24 protein-coding genes and 5 pseudogenes are annotated in these 25,258 nt (G+C 71.1%); 15 read left to right on the top strand and 14 right to left on the bottom strand.

Translation table 11 applies throughout. The features are described from left to right. Nucleotides 1–265: 265 nt before the first annotated feature. The 7 genes from dapF to FCI23_RS22960 all read right to left on the bottom strand — a co-directional run bounded on the left by dapF (nucleotide 266) and on the right by FCI23_RS22960 (nucleotide 6,361). The gene (dapF, locus tag FCI23_RS22930; protein ID WP_169316898.1) at nucleotides 266–1,168 is read right to left on the bottom strand and encodes a diaminopimelate epimerase; all 903 of its coding nucleotides are present in this window, start codon (nucleotides 1,166–1,168) and stop codon (nucleotides 266–268) included. A gap of 29 nt (nucleotides 1,169–1,197) precedes the next feature. Further along, nucleotides 1,198–1,632, bottom strand: coding sequence for a hypothetical protein (locus FCI23_RS22935; protein WP_136725843.1), 435 nt, complete (start codon nucleotides 1,630–1,632; stop codon nucleotides 1,198–1,200). Between the two features lie 105 nt (nucleotides 1,633–1,737). Continuing rightward, nucleotides 1,738–2,661: a tRNA (adenosine(37)-N6)-dimethylallyltransferase MiaA gene (gene miaA / locus FCI23_RS22940; protein ID WP_246143913.1), complete on the bottom strand. Its 924-nt coding sequence runs from the start codon at nucleotides 2,659–2,661 to the stop codon at nucleotides 1,738–1,740. 94 nt (nucleotides 2,662–2,755) lie between these two features. Beyond that, nucleotides 2,756–3,454 carry a class III extradiol ring-cleavage dioxygenase family protein gene (locus tag FCI23_RS22945; protein ID WP_136725818.1) on the bottom strand — a complete coding sequence of 233 codons (699 nt, stop codon included), beginning with the start codon at nucleotides 3,452–3,454 and terminating at the stop codon, nucleotides 2,756–2,758. Between the two features lie 51 nt (nucleotides 3,455–3,505). Further along, the gene (locus FCI23_RS22950) at nucleotides 3,506–3,862 is read right to left on the bottom strand and encodes a hypothetical protein (protein WP_136725819.1); all 357 of its coding nucleotides are present in this window, start codon (nucleotides 3,860–3,862) and stop codon (nucleotides 3,506–3,508) included. Nucleotides 3,863–3,893: 31 nt separating this feature from the next. Continuing rightward, nucleotides 3,894–5,393, bottom strand: coding sequence for a tRNA (N6-isopentenyl adenosine(37)-C2)-methylthiotransferase MiaB (gene miaB, locus FCI23_RS22955; RefSeq protein ID WP_136725820.1), 1,500 nt, complete (start codon nucleotides 5,391–5,393; stop codon nucleotides 3,894–3,896). Continuing rightward, nucleotides 5,390–6,361 carry a recombinase zinc beta ribbon domain-containing protein gene (locus FCI23_RS22960; RefSeq protein ID WP_265737765.1) on the bottom strand — a complete coding sequence of 324 codons (972 nt, stop codon included), beginning with the start codon at nucleotides 6,359–6,361 and terminating at the stop codon, nucleotides 5,390–5,392. The genes miaB and FCI23_RS22960 overlap by 4 nt, the downstream gene beginning before the upstream one ends. An 88-nt stretch (nucleotides 6,362–6,449) precedes the next feature. On the opposite strand from FCI23_RS22960, the pseudogene ppdK reads away from it, so the two are divergent. The 8 genes and pseudogenes from ppdK to FCI23_RS22995 form a co-directional block, all read left to right on the top strand. Then, a pseudogene (gene ppdK / locus FCI23_RS22965) lies at nucleotides 6,450–8,390 on the top strand (pyruvate, phosphate dikinase); the annotation flags it as partial. A gap of 300 nt (nucleotides 8,391–8,690) precedes the next feature. Further along, nucleotides 8,691–9,416, top strand: a complete 726-nt coding sequence (locus FCI23_RS22970; protein WP_211265440.1) for a CBS domain-containing protein — start codon at nucleotides 8,691–8,693, stop codon at nucleotides 9,414–9,416. 152 nt (nucleotides 9,417–9,568) lie between these two features. Next, nucleotides 9,569–11,077 (top strand): cation-translocating P-type ATPase, encoded by a 1,509-nt coding sequence (locus FCI23_RS22975; protein WP_322973882.1) that lies wholly within the window; start codon nucleotides 9,569–9,571, stop codon nucleotides 11,075–11,077. Between the two features lie 41 nt (nucleotides 11,078–11,118). Then, a complete protein-coding gene (locus tag FCI23_RS63100; protein ID WP_322973883.1) occupies nucleotides 11,119–11,793 on the top strand; it encodes an HAD-IC family P-type ATPase in 675 nt (224 codons plus the stop codon). 74 nt (nucleotides 11,794–11,867) lie between these two features. Further along, nucleotides 11,868–12,020 (top strand): TrkA C-terminal domain-containing protein, encoded by a 153-nt coding sequence (locus tag FCI23_RS59955; protein WP_246143917.1) that lies wholly within the window; start codon nucleotides 11,868–11,870, stop codon nucleotides 12,018–12,020. A 200-nt stretch (nucleotides 12,021–12,220) separates the two neighbouring features. Continuing rightward, nucleotides 12,221–12,481: pseudogene (locus tag FCI23_RS22985) on the top strand (FAD-binding oxidoreductase); the annotation flags it as partial. A 76-nt stretch (nucleotides 12,482–12,557) separates the two neighbouring features. Then, complete coding sequence (locus tag FCI23_RS22990) at nucleotides 12,558–14,111, top strand: acetolactate synthase large subunit (protein ID WP_136725822.1); 1,554 nt, start codon at nucleotides 12,558–12,560, stop codon at nucleotides 14,109–14,111. Between the two features lie 41 nt (nucleotides 14,112–14,152). After that, on the top strand, nucleotides 14,153–14,479 hold the full coding sequence (locus tag FCI23_RS22995; RefSeq protein WP_136725823.1) for a hypothetical protein: 327 nt from the start codon (nucleotides 14,153–14,155) through the stop codon (nucleotides 14,477–14,479). Between the two features lie 164 nt (nucleotides 14,480–14,643). Here the strand turns inward: FCI23_RS22995 and FCI23_RS23000 are convergent, their stop codons facing one another. Together FCI23_RS23000 and FCI23_RS23005 are read right to left on the bottom strand one after the other, a co-directional pair. Further along, nucleotides 14,644–15,321, bottom strand: coding sequence for a CBS domain-containing protein (locus FCI23_RS23000; protein WP_136725824.1), 678 nt, complete (start codon nucleotides 15,319–15,321; stop codon nucleotides 14,644–14,646). 175 nt (nucleotides 15,322–15,496) lie between these two features. Beyond that, nucleotides 15,497–15,703, bottom strand: coding sequence for a hypothetical protein (locus FCI23_RS23005; RefSeq protein ID WP_136725825.1), 207 nt, complete (start codon nucleotides 15,701–15,703; stop codon nucleotides 15,497–15,499). A 235-nt stretch (nucleotides 15,704–15,938) separates the two neighbouring features. Between FCI23_RS23005 and FCI23_RS23010 the strand changes: the two genes are divergently transcribed. Both FCI23_RS23010 and FCI23_RS23015 read left to right on the top strand, forming a co-directional pair. Beyond that, complete coding sequence (locus FCI23_RS23010) at nucleotides 15,939–16,391, top strand: universal stress protein (RefSeq protein WP_136725826.1); 453 nt, start codon at nucleotides 15,939–15,941, stop codon at nucleotides 16,389–16,391. 325 nt (nucleotides 16,392–16,716) lie between these two features. Next, nucleotides 16,717–17,277, top strand: coding sequence for an Rv1733c family protein (locus FCI23_RS23015; protein WP_136725827.1), 561 nt, complete (start codon nucleotides 16,717–16,719; stop codon nucleotides 17,275–17,277). A gap of 7 nt (nucleotides 17,278–17,284) precedes the next feature. Here FCI23_RS23015 and FCI23_RS23020 read toward each other — a convergent pair. The 4 genes and pseudogenes from FCI23_RS23020 to FCI23_RS23040 form a co-directional block, all read right to left on the bottom strand. After that, nucleotides 17,285–17,762 (bottom strand): annotated as a pseudogene (locus tag FCI23_RS23020) (response regulator); the annotation flags it as partial. Between the two features lie 282 nt (nucleotides 17,763–18,044). After that, nucleotides 18,045–18,720 (bottom strand): annotated as a pseudogene (locus tag FCI23_RS23025) (CBS domain-containing protein). A gap of 17 nt (nucleotides 18,721–18,737) precedes the next feature. Further along, a complete protein-coding gene (locus FCI23_RS23030) occupies nucleotides 18,738–19,196 on the bottom strand; it encodes a Crp/Fnr family transcriptional regulator (protein WP_136725828.1) in 459 nt (152 codons plus the stop codon). Between the two features lie 638 nt (nucleotides 19,197–19,834). Then, a complete protein-coding gene (locus FCI23_RS23040) occupies nucleotides 19,835–20,080 on the bottom strand; it encodes an STAS domain-containing protein (RefSeq protein ID WP_246143914.1) in 246 nt (81 codons plus the stop codon). 14 nt (nucleotides 20,081–20,094) lie between these two features. On the opposite strand from FCI23_RS23040, the pseudogene FCI23_RS23045 reads away from it, so the two are divergent. The 4 genes and pseudogenes from FCI23_RS23045 to FCI23_RS23060 all read left to right on the top strand — a co-directional run. Then, a pseudogene (locus FCI23_RS23045) lies at nucleotides 20,095–21,948 on the top strand (pyruvate formate lyase family protein); the annotation flags it as partial. Beyond that, nucleotides 21,945–22,676 (top strand): pyruvate formate-lyase-activating protein, encoded by a 732-nt coding sequence (gene pflA / locus FCI23_RS23050; protein ID WP_136725830.1) that lies wholly within the window; start codon nucleotides 21,945–21,947, stop codon nucleotides 22,674–22,676. The pseudogene FCI23_RS23045 and the gene pflA, both read left to right, overlap by 4 nt. Nucleotides 22,677–22,703: 27 nt before the next feature. Beyond that, nucleotides 22,704–23,543, top strand: coding sequence for a universal stress protein (locus FCI23_RS23055; RefSeq protein WP_136725831.1), 840 nt, complete (start codon nucleotides 22,704–22,706; stop codon nucleotides 23,541–23,543). Between the two features lie 320 nt (nucleotides 23,544–23,863). Further along, on the top strand, nucleotides 23,864–24,067 hold the full coding sequence (locus tag FCI23_RS23060) for a hypothetical protein (RefSeq protein WP_136725832.1): 204 nt from the start codon (nucleotides 23,864–23,866) through the stop codon (nucleotides 24,065–24,067). A 60-nt stretch (nucleotides 24,068–24,127) separates the two neighbouring features. Here FCI23_RS23060 and FCI23_RS23065 read toward each other — a convergent pair whose 3' ends face one another. Next, nucleotides 24,128–24,646, bottom strand: a complete 519-nt coding sequence (locus FCI23_RS23065) for an amino acid kinase family protein (protein WP_136725833.1) — start codon at nucleotides 24,644–24,646, stop codon at nucleotides 24,128–24,130. Nucleotides 24,647–24,722: 76 nt separating this feature from the next. Here FCI23_RS23065 and FCI23_RS23070 point away from each other — a divergent pair. Further along, a partial coding sequence (locus FCI23_RS23070; RefSeq protein ID WP_456318833.1) for a phosphoketolase family protein occupies nucleotides 24,723–25,258 on the top strand: 536 nt, incomplete at its 3' end.

Below are 25,258 nucleotides of genomic sequence, written 5' to 3' on the forward strand. Positions count from 1 at the left end.
ACCTCCGGCAGCATCGACCGGCGGCGAACCATTACCTGCGCCGGTGCTTGATGCTACCGAGCCCACCACGTGCGGCTGTCCAGCTCTCGCCGAGCGTGATCGTCATCACCCGTTCGAGGGAACATATGCGTTGACCATCCCCTGCGGGGAGGGTGGATCGTGCGCTATTGGGTGGGGTTCTGGTCCTCCGGAGAAATCGCCGGAAAGGCTTGATCGAGTACCCGGAGATGGCTGGATTCACCCTGGCGCGGCGCCCGGGATCGCCCTATTCCTTGTCCAGCCAGGCCGGGTCGACCAGGCCCTCGGCCACGATCACCGCGGGGCCGGTCATCTCCACCGTCCCGTCGACGCGTTCGGTGATGACGAGCTGTCCGCCCGGCATGTCCACGGTGTACGTGGCCGGGCTGCCGGTCACGGCCGGGTCGATGCCATCACGACGGGCGGCGGCGACCATGACGGCACAGGCGCCGGTGCCGCAGGCGCGGGTCTCGCCGGAGCCGCGCTCATGGACGCGCACGGCCACGTGACGCGGGCCGCGGTCGACCACGAACTCGACGTTGACGCCATGCGGGTAGGCGCCTTCGGGCGCGGTGGCCGGGGCGGCGAGCAAGCTCCCGGCGTGCTCGAGATCGGCGACGAAGGCGACGGCGTGCGGGTTGCCCATGCTGACGTTGCGAGCCCGCCACGCCCGGGCGCCGACGGAAACCGTCACCTCCCCTCCGGGGAGGTGGGCGCGGCCCATGTCGACGGTGATGTCGCCGGGGGTGCCGTCCGCGGCGTCCTTGGCGATATGCACCCGGCGGATTCCGGCCCGGGTGGCGACGGCAAGGTCTCCGCTTCCGGCGAGCCCGGCGCGCAGCAGGTAGCGGGCGAAGACCCGGATGCCGTTGCCGCACATCTCGGCGATGCTGCCATCGCCATTGCGGTAGTCCATGAACCACTCGGCCTCGCCGGCCATCGCCGCCGCTTCCGGGTGCAACGCGGACCGTACGACGCGCAGCAAGCCGTCGCCACCGATACCGGCCCGCCGATCGCACAATCGCGCGACGGTGGCCGGAGGCAGCTCGACGCGTCCGTCCGGGTCAGGGACGATCACGAAGTCGTTCTCGGCGCCGTGACCCTTGAGGAAGGGCAGGCCGCGCTGCTCGGTGGGCGATGCGGTGGTCACACACCGATTCTACGGTCCCGCAGGCCCCGCTACCTGAGCCGCGCCACCCGCCAGAAGGCGAGCAGCGCCAGTAGCACGGTAACCGCGATGTAGAGGGCGACGAACCGCCAGTCGGGGCGCTGGCCGGAGCCCCGGGGGGGCAGTCCGGGCCAGGTGTAGCCGACCCGGCGGGCGGCCATGATGCCCCAGCCGGCTGAGCAGCAGCAGAGCAGCAGCCCCAGCATGGCGATGACCGGGCCGCCGTCGCCGAACTCGAAGGCCAGCGGGAAGGCGAACATCAGCGAGCCGACGGTGGCCAGGGCGACAATCGGTGCGATCTGCCAGATCCGCAGGCGGCGCTGCGGTCGCAGCTCGAGGAACGACTGCTCTTCCTCGGCGTCCTCATCCAGCGGCCCGTCGACAACCAGGCTGTCGGGCTGGTCATCGGCACGGCCGCGGCCATGGTCACGAGGGCCGGCTTCCATCGCCACGCGCCCTCCCAGACATCCGACACCATAGCTCGATGCTCGATGATGGCACGCCGTTGGCAGCGTCAAGCGCTGCTGAGACGTCCCGATGCCATCACGTGATCAGGCTGTGACCGCATCTTCGAGCAACCCCAGAGCCTGTTCGGTGAGTTCCCGGCCGCGCGCCGTGAGCCAGTGCACGCGCTGGTCGCGGCGGAACCACGAGTCCTGGCGGCGCGCGAAGCGTTTGGTGGCGCGTACGGTCTCAGCACGCGCCTCCGCCTCCCCGTACTCCCCCGCCAACGCGGCGAGCACCTGCTGGTAGCCCAGCGCCCGCGAAGCGGTGCGGCCGTCGCGCAGTCCGACCGCCTCCAGGGCACGTACCTCTCCGACCAGCCCCGCCTCCCACATACGGTCGACACGCAGCGCGATCCGCTCATCGAGCTCGGGGCGGGGGACGTCAACACCTATCTGCACGGTGTCATAGACCGCGCCCTTCGGCTGCGCGTCAGGCAGATTGGCGGTGAAGGGCCGCCCCGTGATCTCCACGACCTCCAGGGCACGGACGATCCGGCGGCCATTGCTCGGCAGGATCGCCCGGGCGGCCTCGGGGTCCACGGCGGCGAGCCGGGCGTGCAGCGGTCCCGACCCGTGCGAGTCGAGCTCCGTCTCCAGCCGGGCCCGTACGTCCGGGTCGGTGCCCGGGAAGTCCAGGGCGTCGATCGCGGCGCGCACGTAGAGCCCCGACCCCCCGACGAGTACCGGCGGGCGCCCTTCGGCATGCAGCCTGTCGATCTCCGCGCGGGCGAGCCGCTGGTACTCGGCGACACTGGCGGCCTCGGTGACATCCCAGATGTCGAGCAGGTGGTGCGGGACGCCCTGCCGCTCGCAGGACGACAATTTGGCGGTGCCGATGTCCATGCCCCGGTAGAGCTGCATGGAGTCGGCGTTGACCACCTCGCCGTTCAGGGCCTGGGCAAGCGCGACGCCCAGGTCGGACTTGCCGGCCGCAGTGGGGCCGACGACGGCGATGACAGTTTTTTTCACGTGCACAGTCTCCCAAACCCGGAGGTGCCCCTCGATCGGGCGACGTGGCATGGCCCGGACCGGATCGTTCGTCCGAATCGCCCGCAGCGGGTCCTCAGGACCAGGCCGCCACGAAGTAGCCGACCCCGTACGGAGCCTCCTCGTACAGCAGCCGACCACCGAGTCCCGCGCCCTCCGCCGCCCCCGCGAGGACCTGCCAGGGGGCGCGGCCCCCGGCCTGCAGTTCGGCGGCGAGCCGGTCGTCCAGCCCTGCCAGGGCCGCGGTGTCGGCGTCCGCCAGCGCCGCCGTGACGGCCGCGTCGAAGCTCTCCGCCCGCTCGTCGAGATAGCCGGGCGCCTTGACCGTGCGGCAGGCGCTGCCGTCGCCCATGACCAGCAGCACAACGCGGTCGGCGAGTTCGGCCAGACCGCGGCCGAGGCCGAGCATGCGGTCCGCGGGCGCGTCCGCCGGTACGGCGCACGCGTGGAGCGGCGCGGCCACCTGTGTGCGGCCCAGCAGCCAGGCCGCCACCGTAAGCGACGACACCAGCGGCGGCCCGGCCACGCCGCCCGTGCCCAGAAGTACGTCCAGCGGCACGCCGTACTCGCGCAGCGAACCCGCCCCGCCGCCCTCCCACATCCGGGCCTGCGCCCCGGCTCCCACGACGACCAGCAGGTCCGGCCGGGACGCCGCGAGTACGCCGATGGCATCGGCGCAGGCGGCTCGCAGCGGGTCCAGCTCCGGCGCGGCACCGACCGCCACCTCGGGAACGATAAGCGGGGGGCACGGGCAGACGGCAGCGGCGACCAGCATGATCGCAGCCTATCGCTGCGCCGAGCGGCGGCGGTGCCCAGCGGCCGGGGGCTACGAGGACGCGTATCCGGGCGGGACCTCGTCATACGGTCCGCCGGCCGACAACGGCGTGGCCTGCGCCGCCGCGCTCGGGTCCTTGCTGTCCCAAACGAGCTCGGCTGCGGTGAAGCGGCAGTGGTAGGTACTGGTCATACCCCTGTTGATCATCAGATAGCCGTCCCCGTCCCGGTACAGCCAGCTGCGCCGGACGCTGAGCGGATGCCTCGGCTTGTAGTACACGGCATGTCGGCGCAGCTCCTCCATGGCTTCCTCGTGCGTCCCCTCGAAATGCCCGAGCATCTCCGCTTCCCAGCGTCTATTGTCCCCGCTGCCTTCCGTCTCCTCGACGAACAGCCCCCACGTGGCCATGCTGATCCCTCTCCCCAACCTTCCTGAATGGTCAGTCGCAGCCACAGCCCGAGGCTGCCGCCGCCACCGGAGCCGGCGCGCCGATCGTCGGCAGGCCCAGCATCACGCCGGCAGGCTTCACCGCAGGCGCGGCGTTACGCGACTCCCAGGCGTCACCCGCACGGGTGCGCCGTACGGCGAGTGCGGGCTTCTCGGCGAGGAGGTGGTGCGGGGCAGCATAGGTGATCTCCACCGTCACCACGTCTCCCGGCCGGACCGGCTCCCCGGGCTTCTCGAAGTGCACCAGGCGGTTGTCGGGGGCGCGGCCGGACAGCCGGTGGGTCGCGTCATCCTTGCGGCCCTCCCCCTCGGCGACAAGCAGCTCCACGACACGCCCGACCTGCTTCTTGTTCTCCTCCCAGGAGATCTGCTCCTGGAGGGCGACCAGCCGCTCGTAACGCGCCTGTACGACCGCCTTGGGGATCTGCCCGCCCATGTCGGCGGCCGGGGTGCCCGGCCGCTTGGAGTACTGGAAGGTGAATGCCTGCGCGAAGCGGGCCTCGCGCACCACATGCATGGTCTGCTCGAAGTCGCTCTCGGTCTCCCCGGGGAAACCCACGATGATGTCGGTGGAAATGGCGGCGTCGGGCATGGCCGCGCGCACCTTCGCGATGATCCCGAGGTAGCGGTCCTGCCGGTAGGAGCGGCGCATCGCCTTCAGCACCGCGTCCGAGCCGGATTGCAACGGCATGTGCAGTTGCGGCATCGCATTGGGCGTCTCGGCCATCGCCGCGATCACATCGTCGGTGAAGTCGCGCGGATGCGGGGAGGTGAAGCGCACCCGCTCAAGGCCCTCGATCTTCCCGCAGGCCCGCAGCAGCTTGCTGAACGCCTCGCGGTCGCCGATGTCCGACCCGTACGCATTGACATTCTGCCCGAGCAGCGTGATCTCGCTGACGCCCTCGGCGACCAGCGCCTCGATCTCCGCCAGGATGTCGCCGGGCCGCCGGTCCTTCTCCTTGCCACGCAGCGCGGGCACGATGCAGAAAGTGCAGGTGTTGTTGCAGCCGACCGAGACCGACACCCATGCCGCGTACGCCGACTCGCGCCGGGTCGGCAGCGTTGAGGGGAACGCCTCCAGTGACTCGGCGATCTCGACCTGCGCCTCTTCCGCGATCCGGGCCCGCTCCAGCAGCACGGGCAGGCTGCCGATGTTGTGGGTGCCGAAGACGACATCCACCCAGGGAGCCCGCTTGACGATCGTGTCGCGGTCCTTCTGGGCCAGGCAGCCGCCGACGGCGATCTGCATGCCGGGCCGCTCCGCCTTCTTCGGGGCGAGCTGGCCCAGATTCCCGTAGAGCCGGTTGTCTGCGTTCTCCCGCACCGCACAGGTGTTGAAGACGACGACATCCGCCCCGTCGACCCCCTTGGGCGCGCGGACATAGCCGGCGTCCTCCAGGAGGCCGGACAGCCGCTCGGAGTCGTGGACATTCATCTGGCACCCGTAGGTGCGGATCTCGTAGCTTCGATTAAGGGCGTCCTGCGCGGTCATGCACCTAGGGTAGGCGGTAGCCTGGGTATCTCCCGACCCTGGAGCCTCTCCGGGCCCGGAGCCATCAGGATCTGGGTCTCGCCCTGGCTCGAGGCTCCGCCCTGACCCGACTTGGGACGATAGGCCACGACCGTGAACACGCCGTCTATGAGCAGTCGCCGACGTTCCGGCCAGTCGGACCGCTCCCAGAGTTGGGCGTAGGTCTCGCCAGTCCCGACCATGCGCCACTCGTCAGCACGCTGCGGAAGTGCCGCCAGCCGCCTCCTGCGTTCCCGCAACTTGGCCATGCGCGACAAGTAGGCCCGTTCGTCCTCGTCGTCCCAGTCGTCCGCGGCGTCCTTCTCGTTGGTGAGCCGCTGAACGGCATCTCGGACCTGGGCAAGCTCCGCCGTGTGATCTTCACCGGGGATGAGCACTTTCCGCTCCACCTCCAGCTCTCCAAGGATCGTCGGCCAACAGACGTAGGCCGACACCAGGGCTTCCAGGTAATCAGCCTTGATCGCCGCTGCGTCGCACTGCTTCTTGTTGGACCGCTCGCACCGGTAGTAGCGGTACCTCTTGGGTCCGGACTTCAGTTTCTGCGTGACCTGCCACAGGTGGTACTTGGCGCCGCAGTCGCACCAGGCGACATCCAGGAGCGGGGCCGCGCCCTCAGTGCGGGTACGAGTCTTCTTCTCCATGACCGACTGGAGCCGCGCCCACTCCGAGTCGTTGACCAGCGCGGGACCTACTCTGACCGGCATCCCGTCGTCGCCGTGGACGGTCTCTCCGTCGTGAGACATGTGACCCCGGACCGTGGGGGACGTGAGGATGTTCCGGATCGTCTCGGGACACCATTGTGCCCGCTTGTTCCGGGCCGGCTTCCCGCGTTGTGCCCTGCGGTAGTCCGAGGGCGCCAGGATGTCGCGCTTCTCGAAGTCGAGGCAGACGCTGTTCATCGAGTGATCCCGGAGAATCCGGGTCACGATCTCCCGAGCGTTCTCGTACGCAGGCTGCGCTCAACCAGCAGATACCGCCGGAAGTCCTCCAGCACCACCTCTGCTGGACCCGTCGGCGGCCACCGGCCGCCCCGGCATCTACGGCGATTACCTGGCCGACGCGCAGGGCGAGGACGTCGTCGCCGGCATCCGCAACACCGTCACCCTGCAGGAGCTGGAACAGCTCGACCCGCTCTCGTACACCCAACTGCGCGACTACCTGCGCATTCTGGAGAACCACTACCGCGACCTGTGCGACATCGAATTCACCATCGAGCGCGGCAAGCTGTGGATGCTGCAGACCCGGGTCGGTAAGCGCACCGCCGAGGCCGCCTTCGCGATCGCGTCCGAACTGGTCGACGAAGAGCTGATCACCCCGGCCGAGGCCCTGGGACGGGTGAGCGGCGACGGACTCGCCCGGCTGATGTTCCCCCGCTTCGACACCGCCGCGGTCGGCGCGGCGCTGGCCCACGGCATCCCCGCCTCACCCGGCGCCGCCGTCGGCGCGGCGGTCTTCGACTCCGCCGAAGCGGTGCGCCGGGCGGCCACCGGGGAGAAGGTGGTGCTGGTGCGGCAGGAAACCACCCCCGACGATCTGCCGGGCATGGTCGCCGCCCAGGCTGTCCTCACCAGCCGCGGCGGCAAGACCAGCCACGCCGCGGTGGTCGCCCGCGGGATGGGCAAGGTCTGCGTGTGCGGCGCCGAGGAACTCACCGTCGACACCCGGGCCCGGCGCTTCACCGCCGACGGCATGACGGTGACCGAGGGCACGGTGATCTCCGTCGACGGCTCGGCCGGCGCCGTCTATCTCGGCGCGGCCCCACTGATCGACTCCGTCGTGATGCGGTACTTCGAAACCGGCGGGCAGCCCTCCGGCGACCGCTCGCAGACGGTGGTCGGCGCGGTGCACCGGATCATGGAGCAGGCCGACACCGTACGGCGGCTGGGAGTGCGGGCGAACGCCGTCACCCCCGAGGACGCCGCCCGCGCCCGCCGCTTCGGAGCCGAGGGCATCGGCCTCTGCCGCACCGAGCACATGTTCCTCGGCGACCGGCGCCGGCTGGTCGAGGCGATGATCCTGGCCCGGACCGACGCCGACCGCGACCGGGCCCTGGACGCACTACTCCCCCTCCAGCGGCAGGACTTCGTCGGCATCCTGCAGGCAATGGACGGGCTGCCGGTCACCATCCGCCTGCTCGACCCGCCCCTGCACGAGTTCCTTCCGGACCGCACCGAACTGGCCGTACGCCTCGCGGCGGCCGAGGCAGGCGGTAGCACTCCTGACGCGCACGACGCCGAACTGCTGGAGGCCGTCAACCGCATGCACGAGGAAAACCCGATGCTCGGCCTGCGCGGCGTGCGCCTGGGCCTGGTGGTGCCGGGCCTGACCGCCATGCAGGTACGGGCCATCGCCGAGGCCGTCGTGGAGCGCAAGCGGGCCGGCGGCGACCCGAAGGCGGAGATCATGGTCCCGCTGATCGACACCGTGGAGGAACTGCGGATCGTACGCGCCGAGGTGGAGCAGGTGCTCGCCAACGTCTCCGCAGTTGCGGGCATCCCCGTCGAGTGCCCCGTCGGCACGATGATCGAGCTGCCCAGGGCCGCCCTCACGGCGGGCCGGATCGCGCAGGAGGCCGAGTTCTTCTCCTTCGGCACCAACGATCTGACCCAGACCACCTGGGGCTTCTCCCGCGACGACGTCGAGGCGGCGTTCTTCTCCGCCTACCTCGACAAAGGCATCTTCAAGGTGTCCCCGTTCGAGACAATCGACCGCGAAGGCGTGGGCCGGCTGGTGAAGATCGCCGTCGCCGAGGGCCGGGCCGCCAGGCCCGGCCTGAAGATCGGAGTCTGCGGAGAGCACGGCGGCGACCCCGCCTCGGTGCACTTCTTCCACGACGCCGGTCTCGACTACGTCTCCTGCTCGCCGTTCCGCGTGCCGGTCGCCCGCCTGGAAGCGGGCCGGGCCGCCCTCCCCCAGACCCAGGCCGACCAGAGCGAGAGAACATCCGGCGCTCATTGACGTTCTCACTTCAAGTGGCGCGTGCACGGAATTGCGGTGGGACTTCCTAGGCCCTCCATCGTGATCGACCTACGGCCGGTCACCTGCATCGACGCCAGCGGACCGGCCCTGTAGGCGCACCCGGCTCCCTGCTGCCCCGCTCCGAAGTCCCACGGGGTCACCGTTCGGCCCATGGTCGCGGGAAGGTCGGCCCCTGCCCCCTCGTCCGCGCCGACGGCAAGCTGGAGAGAGAAAAACGGGACAGGAGCGGCGAACCGGCTGCTCGGGCCCGTGAACTCAGGCGGAGGGGAAGGGTTTCCCGTGAAGACCCGCAAGATCGGTGATGTGATGACCCGCGAGGTCATCGAAGCGCACCGGGAGACGCCGTCCAAGGACGTAGCCCAGTTGCTGGACCGGTATCGCATCAGCGGCCTGCCGGTGGTGGACCCCGACGACAAGGTCCTGGGAGTCGTCTCCGAGACCGACCTGATGCGCCGACAGGCGGATCAGGCCGAGGGCTACCAAGGACGCAGATTCCGGCTGCCGGCGCTGAGCCGCTCGGCGCGCGCCAAGGCCGCCAAGGCCCGCGCCGTGACCGCAGGGCAGCTGATGTCGACCCCCGCGATCACCGTGCACCCGGAACAGCGTGTCGTGGATGCCGCGCGCATCATGGAGCGCCATCACATCGAACGGCTTCCCGTGGTAGACGAAGAGGACCGCCTGATCGGCATCGCCACCCGCCGCGACCTGCTGCGGGTCTTCCTTCGGACGGATGAGGAGATCCGCACGGAGGTGATCGACGAGGTGCTGACCCGCGCCATGTGCCTGCCGCCCGGCACCGTGATCGTCACGGTCCACGACGGTATGGCCACGCTGGAAGGGCAGGTGGAACGGAGCAGCGACATCCCGATCACCGTCACACTGGCCTGGCAGGTGGACGGGGTCATAGGGGTGGTGAGCCGCCTGACCTTCCGTACCGACGACTCGCACCCGCCGAAGGAGCCGACCCTGCACATGATCAACGGCGAATGGCTTCCCCGACTGTGACCTCCTGCTCCTCCCGGAGGCAGGGCTGATGGTCCCTGCTTCGGGGCTCATCGGCCCTGTCCGTGCGGCGGTGCGCGTCCCTAGCGTGAGCCGTGGACGCCGCCGTCGGTGTCAGCCACTGCCCGTGAAGAGAGCGCACTCAGATGACAGGGATGACGAAGGACACACCGACGCCCGTCGCGGACGGTGCGGGATCCGGCGCCGCGCCCGCCGTGCCCTGCGGGGCCGGTGCCCCGGTTCAGAGCCTCGCGCCGGGCGAGGTGTTCGGCGCGCTGGGCGGCTCCCCCCGGGGCCTGTCCGGGCAGGAGGCGCGCGCCGGGCAGGTGCACCACGGCCCGAACGAGCTGCCCGCCCCGAAGAAGAAGGGCTTGTGGCGGCGGTTCGCGGCGCAGTTCACGGACCTGTTCGCGGTCGTACTGCTCATCGCCTCCGGCCTCACTTTTCTGGCCTACGGCCTGCAGCACCCGCGCGAGACGGGCAATCTGCAGCTGGCGCTGGCGATCCTGGCCGTAGTGCTGATCAACGCGGTCATCGGCTTCGCCCAGGAGTACTCCGCTGAGCGCACCGCCGAATCGTTGCAGGCGATGGTGCCGCACACCTGTCGGGTGCTGCGGGACGGGGAGCGGCAGGAGCTGCCGTCCCGTGACCTCGTGCCCGGCGATCTCGTGGTGCTCGACGCCGGGGACGCGGTGCCGGCGGACTGCCGGCTCGTGGAGGCGCACGGCATTTCGGTGAACAACGCGGCGCTGACTGGGGAGAGTGCCGCCGTCGGCCGGATCGCCGACGCGACGTCGGCAGATACCCGGCTGGAGGCCCGCAATTGCGTGTTCATGGGCACCACGGTCCTCACCGGCACCGGGAAGGCCGTGGTGTTCGCCACCGGTGCGGATACCGAGTTCGGCCGGATCTTCCGGCTGGCGGACTCCGCGCCGCAGCAGAAGACCCCGTTGCAGCGCCAGGTCGCCTCGATGGCCCGGCGGGTGGCGGTGCTGGCCCTGGTGATCGGGGCCGTGGTGCTCGCGGTGCGGCTCCCTACCGGACAGCCGCTGATCACCTCGTTCGTCTTCGCCCTCGGTGTGATGGTCGCCATGGTCCCCGAAGGGCTTCCCGCGACGCTGTCGGTGTCACTGGCGATCGGCGTACGGCGTATGGCACGGCGGCACGCCCTGGTCAAGCGGCTGCTGGCGGTGGAAGCGCTCGGGTCCACCACCGTCATCTGCACCGACAAAACGGGGACGCTCACCCAGGCCGAGATGACCGTCACCCGGCTGTGGGCGGGTGGCGAACCGCACAGCGTCTCCGGGGTGGGGTACGCCCCCGTGGGCGAGGTCACCGAGGGCGGATCCGTAGCGGAGCTGCTACGGGTGGCGGGACTGTGCGGCAACGCCCGGCTGTTGCCCCCGTCGGAGCCGGACGGCTGGCGGGTGCTCGGCGACACCACCGAGGGCGCGATCATGGTCGCCGCCGCGAAGGCCGGGCTGGACCTCGCGGCGGAGGAGGCGGCCACGCCGCGTACGGCGGAGTTCCCCTTCGACCCGGTCCTGAAGCTGATGAGCACCGTGCACCGCCCGGCGACTGGCACGTCTACGCCAAGGGCGCTCCGCAGGAGCTGCTGGCCCGCTGCACCCATATCGAGTGGAACGGCGAGCGCCGCCCGCTGACCGATGAACTGCGGGCCTCGGTCACCGCCGCTAACGACGACATGGCCTCGCAGGGGCTGCGGGTCCTGGCCGCCGCCTGGCGCTGGGCGCCGGAGCGGCCGCGCTCGCGGGAGGAGGCCGAGGCCGGGCTCACCCTGCTGGGGCTGACCGGCATGCTCGACCCGCCCCGGCCGGAGGTCGCCGACGCGGTACGTACCTGCCGGCGGGCCGGGATCCGGATCGTCATGGTGACCGGCGACCACCCGCTGACCGCAGAAGCCATCGCCCGCCGGGTAGGCATCGTCCGGCAGCCACACCCCGTCGTGGTGACCGGGTCGCAACTCGACGGCATGGACGACGCCGCGCTGGACGCGGTACTGGCCGACCCGTCGGAGCTGCTGATGTGCCGGGTCAGCCCCGAGCACAAGATGCGGGTGGTGGCCGCCTTCCAGCGACGCGGCGAGGTCGTCGCGGTCACCGGCGACGGCGCCAACGACGCGCCCGCGCTGAAGCACGCCGACATCGGCGTGTCGATGGGCGCCACCGGCACCGATGTCGCCCGGGAGGCGTCGGTGATGGTGCTGCTCGACGACTCCTTCGCCTCCATCGCCGCCGCCGTGGAACTGGGCAGATCCGTCTACGCCAACATCCGCAAGTTCCTGGCGCCGCCACCCCCCTCATCTCCCTCATCGAGGAAGCCACCAGCACCACCGACACCGTCGCCCTGCTACGGCTGAGCAAAGCGGGCGTCAACGTCATCGAAACCACCATCACCGAGCAGTCCCATGCCGTCGGCCGCACGCTGGCCGACATCCCCGTCCCGGCCGGCACCGTCGTCGCCGCCGTCATCCGCGACGGCGAACCCGCCGCACCGACCCCCGGGCTCCGGCTCCAGCCCGGCGACGAACTCCTCCTTGTCTCCCACACCGCCACGGAGAAGGACGTGCAGACGGCCTTCCAATGACGTCGCCGGGACCGGCTCCGCTACGGGTGCGGCGCCGTCGGCCGGACGGTTCAGGGCCGACCGGCCCTGAGGTGGGGACTGTTGGACCGGTCCGTCGGCCGGGGCGGCGGCCGCATCATGGCGGGCGCAACGCCGTACCGCGTGCACCGTTCCCGGCGGTACGGCCGGCTGCGCGGCAGGCGTCAAGGGAGGAGTTCGTCATGACGGATACCGGATCATTACTGGCCAAGACGGTAGGCCCTGAGCATGTTCTGACGGGGAATCGCATTCCGGCGGAGTACGGCCACGATGAATCGCTGGCCGCCACCGCGCGGCCACCGGGGTATCTGGTGCGTCCGGCGACGGCCGCCGAGGTGTCGGGGGTACTGGGGGTCGCCGCCGCGCAGCGGATCCCGGTGACGGCCCGGGGCTCGGGGACCGGGCTGTCCGGGGCCTGCGTGCCCCGGACGGGTGGGATCGTCGTGTCGTTCGAACGGGATCCTCAACCCCGGCGTTCTCTTCGGCTGAGCCCCGACATCAGTGAAAGGCGGAACCACCGTGAACGGTGCCCGTGCCGTTGCCCGCACTCTCCTGGATGCCGGGGTCGAGGTGTGCTTCGCCAACCCCGGCACGTCCGAACTGCACTTCGTCGCCGCTCTCGACGACGAACCCGCCATGCGGGCCGTCCCCTGCCTCTTCGAAGGCGTGGCCACCGGCGCGGCCGACGGCTACGGCCGGATGACCGGCCGCCCCGCCGCCACCCTGCTGCACCTCGGCCCCGGGCTCGGCAACGGCCTGGCCAACCTCCACAACGCCCGCCGCGCCACCACCCCGTTGGTGAACCTGGTGGGCGACCACGCGACCTTCCACAAGCAGTACGACGCCCCGCTGGAGTCCGACATCGACGCCCTGGCCCGCACCGTGTCCGGCTGGGTTCGCCGCTGCACCGACGCCTCCACCGCCGCCACCGATACGGCGGAGGCGGTGGCCGCCGCTATCAGTGCCCCCGGGCAGGTGGCCACGGTGATCCTGCCCGCCGACGTGTCCTGGTCCGGCGGTGCCCGACCCGCGCCACCGGTGCCGCCCCGGCCGCCCGCGACCGTACCGGACACGACCGTGGGCGCGGTGGCCGAAGCCCTGCGGAGCGGCGAGCCGACCGCGATCCTGCTCGGCGGAGTCGCGACACGCGAACCGTCGCTGCGGGCGGTGGGGCGGATCGCCGCCGCCACCGGCGCCCGGCTGCTGTGCGAGACCTTCCCGGCCCGCCTGGAACGCGGGGCGGGCCTGCCGGCCGTGGAACGGCTGGGCTACCTCGCCGAGGGGGCGATGGCGCAGCTCGACGGCGTACGGCACCTGGTGCTGGCGGGCGCCCGCGCCCCGGTGTCGTTCTTCGCTCACCCCGGCCTGCCCAGCTTGCTCGTGCCCGACGGCTGCCAGGTCCACGTCCTCGCCACGACCGCCGACGACATTCCCGGGGCCCTCGGCCAGCTGGCCGATATGGTCGCCCCGCACGACCGGCCCGTCCTCCCGGCCGCCGCGCGCCCCGTACCGCCCACCGGCGCGTTGACCGCCGAGACAGCCGCCGCGGCCATCGGCGCGCTGCTGCCCGAGGGGGCGATCGTGGTGGACGAGGCCAACACCTCCGGCCTCTGGCTGCCCGGGGCCACCGCAGGCGGGCCGCGCCACGACTGGCTGACCCTCACCGGCGGCGCCATCGGCCAAGGCCTGCCGCTCGCCGCCGGGGCCGCGATCGCCTGCCCGAACCGCCCCGTGCTGTGCCTGGAAGCTGACGGGAGCGCGATGTACACCATCTCCGCGCTGTGGACCCACGCCCGCGAAGGACTGGACATCACCACCGTGGTCTTCGCCAACCGCTCGTACGCGATCCTGAACATGGAGTTCCAACGCCTCGGAGCACCGGCGGGCGGCCCGGCCCGGCGCGACCTGCTCGACCTGTCCCGGCCCGGCCTCGACTTCACCGCGATCGCCCGCGGCATGGGCGTACCGGCCTCCCGCGCCACCACCGCCGAGGACCTCACCACCCAGCTGGCGAAGGCCCTCGCCGAGCCAGGACCACATCTCATCGAAGCAGTTGTGCCCGCGCTCTTCTGAGGACACCGGCAGTGGCGTGGTCGTGCTGCCCGGTGAGCCCGGTGCCCGCCGCGCCGTTACTGCTGGACCTCGCGTTGCTGCCGGAGTTCCGCTTCACGCGGCTGGAGACCACCGTCGTCGCCGCAGGACACCGCATCCCCGCCGGGAGCCATGCCGCGACAGTGCGTACGGCCGGACGGCGCCTGCGACGAGAAGGTGTCCCCCCGTACCGTGACCCCACCCGCCGCAGGCGCCGTCCGGGTGCGGGACCGGGCCTCTATGAGCGGACCCTCGTCCACGGCATGGCGATCCCGTCCAGTACAGCTCCCCGCTCGATCGCTGTGCGCGGCCAAGCGGTAACGGTCGACCTGTCGGGCCGGGTGAGGTGACGGTGGCGGCAGCCTCTCCACGCAGCCTCGCCCAGGTCGTCTTCACCGCAACCGGTTCGTGGGCATTGACAGGGTGCAGTTCGAACTCCCGGCTCCCGTGCGCCGGCTGCCTGCTACGACTCACCCGAGGACGGCAGCGAAGTCGCCGTCGACACCGCTGTACATCACTGGGTGACTTCGGATGTGCTGTCGCTGTCGTCGTAGACGTACTCAAGCTCGTTGTGCACGGAGACGACGCCGTCGACCGAGCGGCACAACCGCACCGCGATGGGAACCAGGCTCTTCTGCCCGACCCTGCCGCGCAGCGTCACCACTCCGTCCCGCACGCCCGCTTGGACCGCGTCCGGGGTGATGGACAGGGTCCGGCCGAGCACCTCGTACTGGATCTCCTCGCGGATCGCCGTGTCGTGGCGAAGGAAGATCCGGAGCAGGTCGCAGCGGCTGGCGATGCCGACGAGCCGGCCGACCTCGTCGACCACGGGCAGCCTCTTCACCTTCTGGTGGTCCATCAGCCGGGCCGCCTCGATGACGTTCCACTCCGGCCGGGCGGTGATGACGGGGGACCTCATCAGTTCCCCCGCGGTCTCGGCCTCGGACCGGGCCCACTCCCGCGAGTGCATCGGCCGGGCCTGGCCGCGGCCCTCCGGATCGGGCAGACTCGCCGCCTTGTGGAGCAGATCCGCCTCGGAGACGATGCCAATGGGGCGGTTCTGCTCGTCGACGACCGGAACGGCGGTGATGTCGTTCCGGCTGAACAGCTTCGCGATCTCCTTCACGGGGGCGTCGGGGCGGACCTTGATCACGTCCCTGGTCATTACGTCGTGGATGCTGCGGTGCTGCATGGTCTCTACTCCTCCTCGGAAAACATGTCCGTCACCGCAACACTCTCCGTCGGCGGCGAGGTCCGGCGACAGGGCCGTTCGGCCCTGGGTCGGGGCTTGTCGGCCGTGTCGGCATGCCCCGGGCCGGGCGATCGTGGTGTGTACTCCAGCCATTCGGGGCAGGCCTGACCTGCTCTCAGGAGTGGGAGTCGTGGCCGGAGTGGACGTCGTGGTCGCGATAGACGCCGACAAAGGCGGCAAGTGCCAGGAACCCGACCGCCATCATGATCAGGCCGATGAGTTGGCGATTGGCTCCTTCCCACTGCCAGTCCACCGCGAAAGCGAGGATCGCGCCCAGGCCGATCGACGTGACGGCGCCGACTCCCAGCAAGCTTACGAACATGTCACCGCGCCCCAGGAGATTGCCACGGGCACTCGGCGCGCCCGTATCCACTCTCACCTTCGGTGAGTCGTCGCCCCTGCGGCCATGGGCTCTCAGGCCCTGAAGACAGTGCCGACCGGTCCAGTGGCGCGGCAGGCACGGGGGAACCGGCCAGCCCCGGTACGGGGACGGTCGGCCCTGGCCGCGGCAGCGTCCGACGGGCCACGGTGGAAGCACAACGATCCGGGAGGCCGACATGTCCGAATTCACCGACGCACGGCCGATCGTGGTGGGAGTGAACGGATCACTCGGGTCACTCACCGCGCTGCGGTGGGCCGCGTCCGAAGCACACCTGCTGCGGGTGCCGCTCGTCGTGGTCCATGCCTGGGAGCCGACGGCCGGCCTGCTCGCGCCGTACGCCCCCGCCGCGACGCGCCGGACCCCGGCGGAGGACCGGGACCGCGCGAAGCGGGTGCTGCACACGGCCCTGTCCGCCGTGCTGGGACCGCTTGCGCAGCCTGCGGTACGGGCCGTGCTGGCCGAGGGCCCGCCGGCGGCGGTGCTGCTGCGGCACGCCGACGATGCCCTGTTGCTGGCGCTGGGACGGCATGCTCCCGCGGACGGCGTGCCCCCAGCCTGGGCCCGGTGGCCCGCGACTGCGTGGGCCATGCCTTCTGCCCGGTGGTCACCGTGCCGGAGCCCGCCGTGACCGCGCGGCGAGAACTCCTGCCGCCGGCACACCTGGAGGTCACCGGCGCCGGCCGGGTGAGAACCGGAGGCCATTCGGCCCGGCTCAGCCCGTGATGCGCAGGTTGGATCCAGCAGGGGCCCTTCGACCAGTGGCGGCCCGATGGGGCCCATCGTGCCCGGGTTCGGCCGACCCGCCCGCGCCGGGCACGGAACAGGGCCCAAACGGGTCCGGTAGTCCCGGCGCGGGGGCTGACCGGCCCCTCCCTCCTGAGCGGTGCGCGTGCGACGGTCGTTGAGGACTACTGGTGCGCGGCAATCGGGAAAATCGGGAAGAGGAGTCAGCCATGGGTGCGAAGGCGAGGTTCTGGCGGTGGCGGCACAATCCGCTCAGGCGCCGCTCGGATGTCGCCGAAGCGTGGGTCGTTCTCACGACGGCCGTGTTGATGGCGGTGGGTGTACCCCTGGCCGGAGCGCTCAGCGCGGCCGGCGTCGGCCACGCCCTGCTCAGCCAGCGCCAGAACCGGCACCGTACCTCCGCCGTCCTGACCGAGGACGCCGAGCACGTGGTGTCCGGCGCCTACGTCCTCGCCCGGGCGACGGTGCGGTGGACGGCGTCCAACGGCACGGTCCGTACGGCAAAGACGCAGGTCACATCGGGCAGCAAGGCTGGGACCAAGACCGTGATCTGGACCGACGGTCAGGGCCGGCTCACCGACGAGCCGCCCACGTCCGGGCAGGCCTACGCACAGTCCGTACTGGCCGGGGCGCTCGCCGCGGGCAGCGTCACCGTACTGCTGCTGGGCGGCCGCGAGGTCCTACGGCTGCGACTGGACCGCGACCGCACGGCGGAGTGGGAGCGCGAGTGGGCCCAAATAGGGCCAGAATGGAGCAAAAGGCGCGCCTGAGCGGAATGTCCTGGGGCTCGGCCGGGGTGCTGTCGCCGCGCAGGCTGCTCATCAGCCGGGCGGTGGTGGCCGGGTCGAGCATCGACTGCCCGGCGGCCACGGTGCGTACGGCGGCGACCAGGTCGGAGCCCTTGATCTGCTTCAGTACGTAGCCTGCGGCCCCGGCCATGATCGCGTCCAGCAGCGCGTCGTCGTCGTCGAAGGACGTGAGCATCAGGCACGTCAGTTCGGGCATACGCGAGCGCAACTCACGGCAGACCGTGATCCCGTCCCCGTCCGGCAGCCGCACATCCAGCACCGCCACATCCGGCCGCAACGCCGGACCCCGTGCAAGGTGCCTGGTCGGCCGTCCCGGCCTCGCCGACCACCTCGATGTCGGGCTCGGCGTCGAGCAGGTCGTGCACCCCACGCCGGACCACCTCGTGGTCGTCGAGCAGGAACACCCTGATCGGTGCCCGCGGTGAGAATTCCCGTGCCTCGGTCATGTCCGTCCTTCGCGCTGTCGTGAACCCGGCCCTGGATTCGATCGTGGACCGCCCGGCCGGTGCAACACCAGGGCCGAACGGCCCCATACCCGGCTCCGGCCAGGGACGCCCTCCTTGGCGACGCGCGGTGGCTGCTACAGGCCTGGCGTCTCGCAGGCGGCGGCGCATTGGGAGGGCGGTCCCGGTGTCGACGAGGGAAGCGGCAGGGCCGGTGGGATCCCGCAGCTTGTGGACGTGTGCACCGGGCGGGGCCGGGACACGCACCAGGCGGAGCAGGAGTGTTCAGAATTGCGGGCCCACCACGGGCGGCCCGAAACGCATCGATGCCGGGCCGGTGAGCTCGCACTCGACATCCACGACGCCCTCGACCGCGCGGGCCAGCCGGGGTGCCACCGGGACCAGGGAGGTGTCGTGGATCCGGCCGGTCAGCGTGACCACGCCCTCCTTAACCCGGGCCAGGACGGGCGACGGGTCGCCGGGGAAGAGCCGGACGAGCACCTCGCCGCGTATCTCCTGCGCGATGTCCTCGTCCGGCCGCAGGAAGACCTTGGGCAGGTCGCTGCGGCTGACGACTCCGACGAGCATCCCCTCGGCATCGATGACGGGCAGCCGTTTGATGTGCTTGGTCGCCATGGCGCGGGCGGCCTGGGCGAGGGTGGCGTCGGCGCGGACGGAAAGGGCCGGGGTCGTCATCAGCTGCCCGGCGGTCAGCGCCCCCGCCTTGGCCAGGTCGTCCAGACGGCGTAGCTGCTCGAAGCGGCTGGGGTCGCTGTCGCGGAACTCCTCCTTGGGCAGCAGGTCGGCCTCGGAGACCACGCCGATGACACGGCCTTCACCTTCCAGGACCGGAAGCGCGCTGCCCCATGGTCTGAACGATCTCCTTGAACGGGGCGTCACGGCCGACGGAGACGACGGTGTGCGTCATCACATCGCTCACGATGTACGGGGTTCCATGCATGTTGCCTCCTCAGTCGCTCACAGCCGTGGACCGCTGCCGTACGGCCCGTACAGGTCCAGCAACCGGGTGCGGGCACTCTGGAGCCGGCTCGCGACGATCTCGCCGACGCTGCGGAACATTGCCCGCCCCAGTACCGGGTCGGCCTCGCACAGCGCCCGGACCAACGTGGCGTCGAACTCCATCGCGCGCACCTGGACGTGAGCCTCGGCCCCCAGATGCCAGGAGTACGGCGGGAACAGCCACGACCAGCCGAGCAGATCGCCGGGGCCGAGAGTTCCGACGGCGGCCGCGCGGCGGCCGGGAACGTGCAGGTCGAGGGTGACCGAGCCGCTCTGGATGATCCAGAACCGGTCAGCCCGGCTGCCCTCCTCGAAGACGCGGGTCCCGGCCGGGAAGGACACCTCGCGGGCGAGTTTCATCAGCCGCTCGCGGCTGTCGGGCGGTAGTGCACCGAGCGAGTTTGTCGTAGTGGTCATGGTGACGATCCTCGGTCGCGATCCGGAATGGAACTGTCACGACCATCGTTGCTCGGGCCGCCTGCCCCCGGCAGGGGCCGAGCGGCCCTCGTGGCGCACCCGATCGGCCCCGGCCGTCCTCACTCTCACTGCGGCGGCAGCCGCCGTACGTCACCACGAGGGTCCGTTGCGGCCAGTCGCAGAGTGAACCAGACCGCCTTGCCCTTGCCGGTGGGCCGGGTGCCCCAGCTGGCGGCAAAGGTCGTCCACGAGCTGCAGGCCGCGCCCGGACTCATCACCGTGGTCGGCGGCCCGGCGCTGCGGGATGTGTGTGCTGTGGTCGGTGACCTCGATGGTGATGTCCTGCACGGTGCGGTGCAGGCGAAGGCCGAGCGGCCCCTGGGCGTGCCGTACGGCTTACAGTCCCCATCTCCCTCGGCTTCCGGTTCCACGATCCGGCGGTGCGGGGGTGGCCCGCAGGGGCTGGCCGGGGCCGTGCAGGGGGGCCGTTCGGCCTTGATCGGTTCTCCGACCGGCATGGGAAGACCCCCAGCGGCAAAGGCCGTGAACGCTACCGCCAGGTTGCTTGGCACTGGGTTCGCCGCTCTTGAGCGGCACCCTTGAGGACGACCGCATTCATCAGTTCCGGGCCGCCGCCGTCAACCGGCGCTTTGGGCCACCGGGAAAGGTTGGGACAGTCCCTTCATCGTCATCGCGGAGGTGGCGGGAAGGCTGTCGCGCACCTCGAAGGCCCGGCTGAGGTGCGTGAGGCGCAGGATCCGCAGGACTCGGGGGTCGTCAACGACCAGGCGCAGCGAACCACCGCGGCTCAGGGCGCGGCGCCGGGCCCGGCACAGGGCCGCGAGGCCGCCGCAGTCGATGAAGGTCACGGACCGCAGGTCCACGACCAGCTGGGGTCGTCCGGCGCGTCTTCGGCACATACCGCAAGACCCACAACGACGGGGTCTTCGACGCCTACACCCCGGCCATGCGGGCCGCCCGCAAGGCGGGAATCATCACCGGCCTGCCCGACGCCTACGGCCGGGGCCGGATCATCGGCGACTACCGTCGCGTCGCGCTGTATGGCACCGCCCGACTCATCGAGGCCAAGCACGCCGAACGCGCACTGCTGGACGCACAGCCCTCCACCGCCGACGTGATCCGCGACCGCGAGGAACTGGCCGAACAAATACGCGCACTCGGCGAGTTGGAGCAGATGGCGTCCTCCTACGGCTGCGACGTCACCCGTCCCGCCGGCACCGCCCACGAGGCCGTCCAGTGGCTCTACCTCGGCTATCTGGCCGCGGTGAAGGAGCAGAACGGCGCCGCGATGTCGCTGGGCCGCACCTCCACCTTCCTGGACATCTACCTCGCTCGTGATCTGGCCGAGGGCCTGATCGATGAGACCCGGGCCCAGGAGCTGATCGACGACTTCGTGATCAAGTTGAGGATCGTACGGTTCCTGCGCACCCCCGAGTACGACGCGCTGTTCTCCGGCGACCCGACCTGGGTGACGGAGTCCATCGGCGGCCTCGGGGACGACGGGCGGCCGCTGGTCACCCGCACGTCCTTCCGCTTCCTCCAGACCCTCTACAACCTCGGCCCCGCCCCCGAGCCCAACCTCACCGTGCTCTGGTCTCCCCGGCTGCCCGACGGCTTCAAGCGGTTCTGCGCCCAACTCTCCATCGACACCAGCTCCATCCAGTACGAGTCCGACGAGCTGCTACGCCCCGTCACCGGCGACGACACCGCGATCGCCTGCTGCGTCTCGGCGATGGCGGTCGGCAAGCAGATGCAGTTCTTCGGCGCGCGGGTGAACCTCGCCAAGGCCCTGCTGTACGCCATCAACGGCGGCCGGGACGAGCAGACAGGCGACCAGATCGCCCCCGCGGCCCCGCCGCTCTCCGGCGACTACCTCGACTTCGCCGAGCTGTCGGCCGCGTACGACCGGATGCTGGACTGGCTCGCGGCGACGTACGTCAACGCTCTCAACGTCATCCACTACATGCACGACAAGTACGCCTACGAGCGCATCGAGATGGCCCTGCACGACCACCCCGTCCACCGCACGATGGCCTGCGGCATCGCCGGCCTGTCGGTGGCCGCCGACAGCCTGTCCGCAGTCAAGCACGCCCGGGTGAAGGTGATCCGGGACGCCACTGGCCTGGCCGTGGACTACGCCGTCGAGGGCGAGTACCCGGCCTACGGCAACAACGACGACCGCGCGGACGCCATCGCCGTCGACCTGGTCAGGTCCTTCATGGCCAAGGTGCGCCGCCACCCCACCTACCGGGACGCCGAGCACACCCAGTCGGTGCTCACCATCACCTCCAACGTGGTCTACGGCAAGCACACCGGCAACACCCCCGACGGCCGCCGCACCGGCACCCCCTTCGCCCCCGGTGCCAACCCGATGAACGGCCGCGATCGGCACGGCATGGCCGCCTCCGCGCTGTCGGTCGCCAAGATCCCCTACGACCAGGCCCGCGACGGCATCTCCCTGACCTCCACCGTCACCCCAGAGGGCCTGGGCCACGACCCTGCCGAGCGGGCGGGCAATCTCGTCGGCATCCTCGACGCCTACACCGCTTCCGGCGGCTTCCACATGAACGTCAACGTCCTGGACCGGACCACCCTGAAGGACGCCATGGAGCACCCCGAGAAGTACCCGGACCTGACCATCCGGGTCTCCGGATACGCCGTCAACTTCGTCCGCCTCACCCGCGAGCAGCAGCTCGACGTGATCAGCCGCACCTTCCACGGTGCGCTGTGAGCACCACCGGCCGCGTGCACTCCTGGGACCTGTCCACCGGAGTGGACGGTCCCGGGACCCGCTTCGTACTCTTCACCAGCGGCTGCCCACTGCGCTGCCTGTACTGCGCCAACCCCGACACCTGGCACATGCGCGACGGCAAGCAGCGCACCGTCGACGAGGTGATGGACGAGATCGGGAAATACCGCTCCTTCATCACCGCCGCCGGCGGCGGTGTGACCCTCACCGGCGGCGAACCACTGCTCCAACCCGCCTTCACCGCCGAGATCCTCCACCGCTGCAAGCAGCTAGGCCTGCACACCGCCCTGGACACCTCCGGCTTCCTCGGCGCCCGCGCCACCGACGCCCTGCTCGCCGACACCGACCTCGTCCTGCTGGACATCAAGTCCTTCGACATCGCCGCCTACCGCCGGCTCACCGGCGGTGAACTGGCCCCCACCCTCAGCTTTGCCACCCGCCTGGACCAGCTCGGCATCCCGGTATGGCTCCGCTACGTCCTGGTCCCCGGCTGGACCGACGACGAGGCCGCCATCGACGGCCTGGCCGCCTTCACCGCCGGGCTGGGCAACGTCGAGCGGGTGGACATCCTGCCCTTCCACAAGCTGGGCGCGGCCAAGTACGACGCCCTCGGCATCCCCTTCCCGCTGCACGACACCCCCTCGCCCAGCCCCGCGCTGGTGGAACGGGTGCGCGGGCAGTTCCGGGAACACGGCCTGCGGGCGCTCTGACACATCTCACCGACAGGAGCAACGGACATGACCGCTCAGCAGGCTCAGCGCGTAGTTGTCGGTGTGGACGGCTCGATCATCTCCGTACGAGCCCTGGACCGGGCCGCCGAGGAGGCGGCGCTTCGCGGCGCGACCCTGGAGATCGTCTACGCGGTGCCCGACCTCGACGAGGCCGAACCGGTACTGGCATCCGCCCTCTCGCGGGTACGGGACCGCTACCCCGGCCTGCCGGTCAGCACCGCACCCGTCGCCGCCGACCCGGCGCAGGCGCTGGCGTCCCGCAGCCGGAACGCCGCGCTCACCGTCGTCGGCACCCGCGGCCTCGGCGGCTTCGCCGGGCTGCTGCTCGGCTCGGTCAGCCTGCGGCTGGCCGCGCACACCCACGGCCCGCTGCTCGTCGTACGCGGCGAGCCCAACCCGAACCCCGGCGTGGTCCTCCTCGGCATCGAGAGCGACGCCGACACCGACGCGGCGGCCTACGCCTTCGAGGAAGCGGCACGCCGTGGCGCTCCGCTGCGGGTCCTGCACGCGTGGACCTACCGGCACCGCACGCCCGCCGGGCTGTCCCCGACGCCCCCCGACCGCGTGCAGGACGACATCGCGCGGCACGCCAAGGCCGAGGAGGCGCTGCCCGGCCAAGTCATGGCCCCGCTGCGGGAGAAGCACCCGCACGTCGCGGTGGAAACCCGCACCGTACGCTCCGGCCCGGCCCACGCGCTGCTGCAGGCCACCCTCGGGGCCGACGTAGTCGTGATCGCCGCCCACCGGCGACACGGCGGACCCAGCCCGCAACTGGGCCCGGTCGCCCACGCCCTGCTGCATCACGCCCACTGCCCAGTGGTCGTCGTACCGGGCCCGGCCGCATAGCGCCCAACCAGCGGATCCGCACGGCCCGTCGCCGGTCCATGGAGTGCGGCATCCTCCACCCTCGGCCGGGAGGTGCCCCATCATGCCGTCCCCCGAACAGTCCTCCCCGCCATGGCAGAGACAGGCAATCGGCTGTCTCGCCTGGCCGGGCCGATTACTCCCGCCGTCATGCCGAGAAATTGGTGCGGACTGCTGGTGCCCAACAGGCCCGAGCCCCGCAGCCCGGAGGTACGGCGAAGATCCACCGGGGCCCCCTGGGGTCCGACGAAGCTGGCAGGCAGAGGGCTCCCGGAGAATTGCCGAGCGAGGAGTTGACTGCCATGCGTACGACCCTGACCGCTGACTTCTGGACGCTGTTCGCCCTGCTGCTGACCGCCGGCGCGGTGATCACCGTCATCGCGACACTCGCCGCCGAGACGTTCATCGCTCGTCTGCGCGCCCACCGTACGCCGCATGCGCAGGCCCGTCCCGCACGGCCTGTGCCCCGGATCCGCCCGCGGCCGCTGCACCACACACGCTACTGACCCAGGACGAGGGGAGGGGCCCGGCGCGTTGCGCCGGGCCCCTCCCCTCGCGTCCGGTGCTCAGCTGGTAGCCGGGGCAGTGGGCTGGGCACCGTGGGCGACTGACTCGGCCTGGACCAGGGTGCCGGTGGTGCCGACAAGGGTTCCGGGGGCGTTGTCGAGCGGGCCTACGGCGGCGATGCTGCCGGTGCGTTCGACGAAGGCGGCGGCCGCCTCGGTCTTGGAGCGCATGGAACCCTCGGGGAGGTGCACGGCGCGGGTGGCGGTGGACAGCGGCCGTGCGTGACGTTTGCCGTAGTCGGCGAATACGTGGGTGACGTCGGTGAGGATCAGCAGGGCGTCGGCGTCGAGTTGCTCGGCGAGCAGGGCGGCTCTGCTGTCCTTGTCGATGACCGCCTCGACGCTGCGCAGCCGCTCCGTGACGCTGTCACGTACGACGGGGACGCCGCCGCCTCCGGCGCAGATCACCAGGGTGCCTGCGGCGAGCAACTGACGGATGACCGTCCGGCCCTGCCCCGACGCCCGAAGGTCCCGGCACTGCCTGCCGATCCGGGCTGCCCGGCCGTGGCACTGGCCCATTCGGCCCAAGAGACGGCGTGCGTTGGCGCGGCACGGTGGAACCTGTATGGCTCCGTACGCCCGTTAAGGGGCCTCCGTGACCCAGCTCGACCGCACACGCAACGTCCCGGCAGCGGCTCCCGCCGCCCTCGCCGACGAGGAGCTGCGCGCCCTGGACGCCCATTGGCGTGCCGCGAACTATCTGACCGTCGGCCAGATCTACCGCATGGGCAACGCCCTGCTGACCGAGCCACTCCGCCCCGAGCACATCAAGCCCCGGCTGCTTGGCCACTGGGGCACCTCACCCGGCCTGAACCTGGTCCACACCCACCTCAACCGGGTCATCAAAGCCCGTAGCCAGGACGCGCTGTGCATCTGGGGTCCCGGGCACGGCGGGCCGGCGGTGCTGGCCAATTCCTGGCTGGAGGGCACGTACTCCGAGACGTACCCCGACGTCAGCCGGGACGCGGCCGGCATGGCCCGGCTGTTCCGGCAGTTCTCCTTCCCCGGCGGCGTGCCCAGCCATGTGGCGCCCGAGACGCCCGGCTCGATCCATGAGGGCGGGGAGCTGGGCTACTCCCTCTCCCACGCCTACGGCGCCGCGCTGGACAACCCCGGTCTGCTGGTCGCCTG

The organism is Actinacidiphila oryziradicis, from assembly GCF_005047355.1.
In the GTDB taxonomy this organism is placed as follows: domain Bacteria; phylum Actinomycetota; class Actinomycetes; order Streptomycetales; family Streptomycetaceae; genus Actinacidiphila; species Actinacidiphila oryziradicis.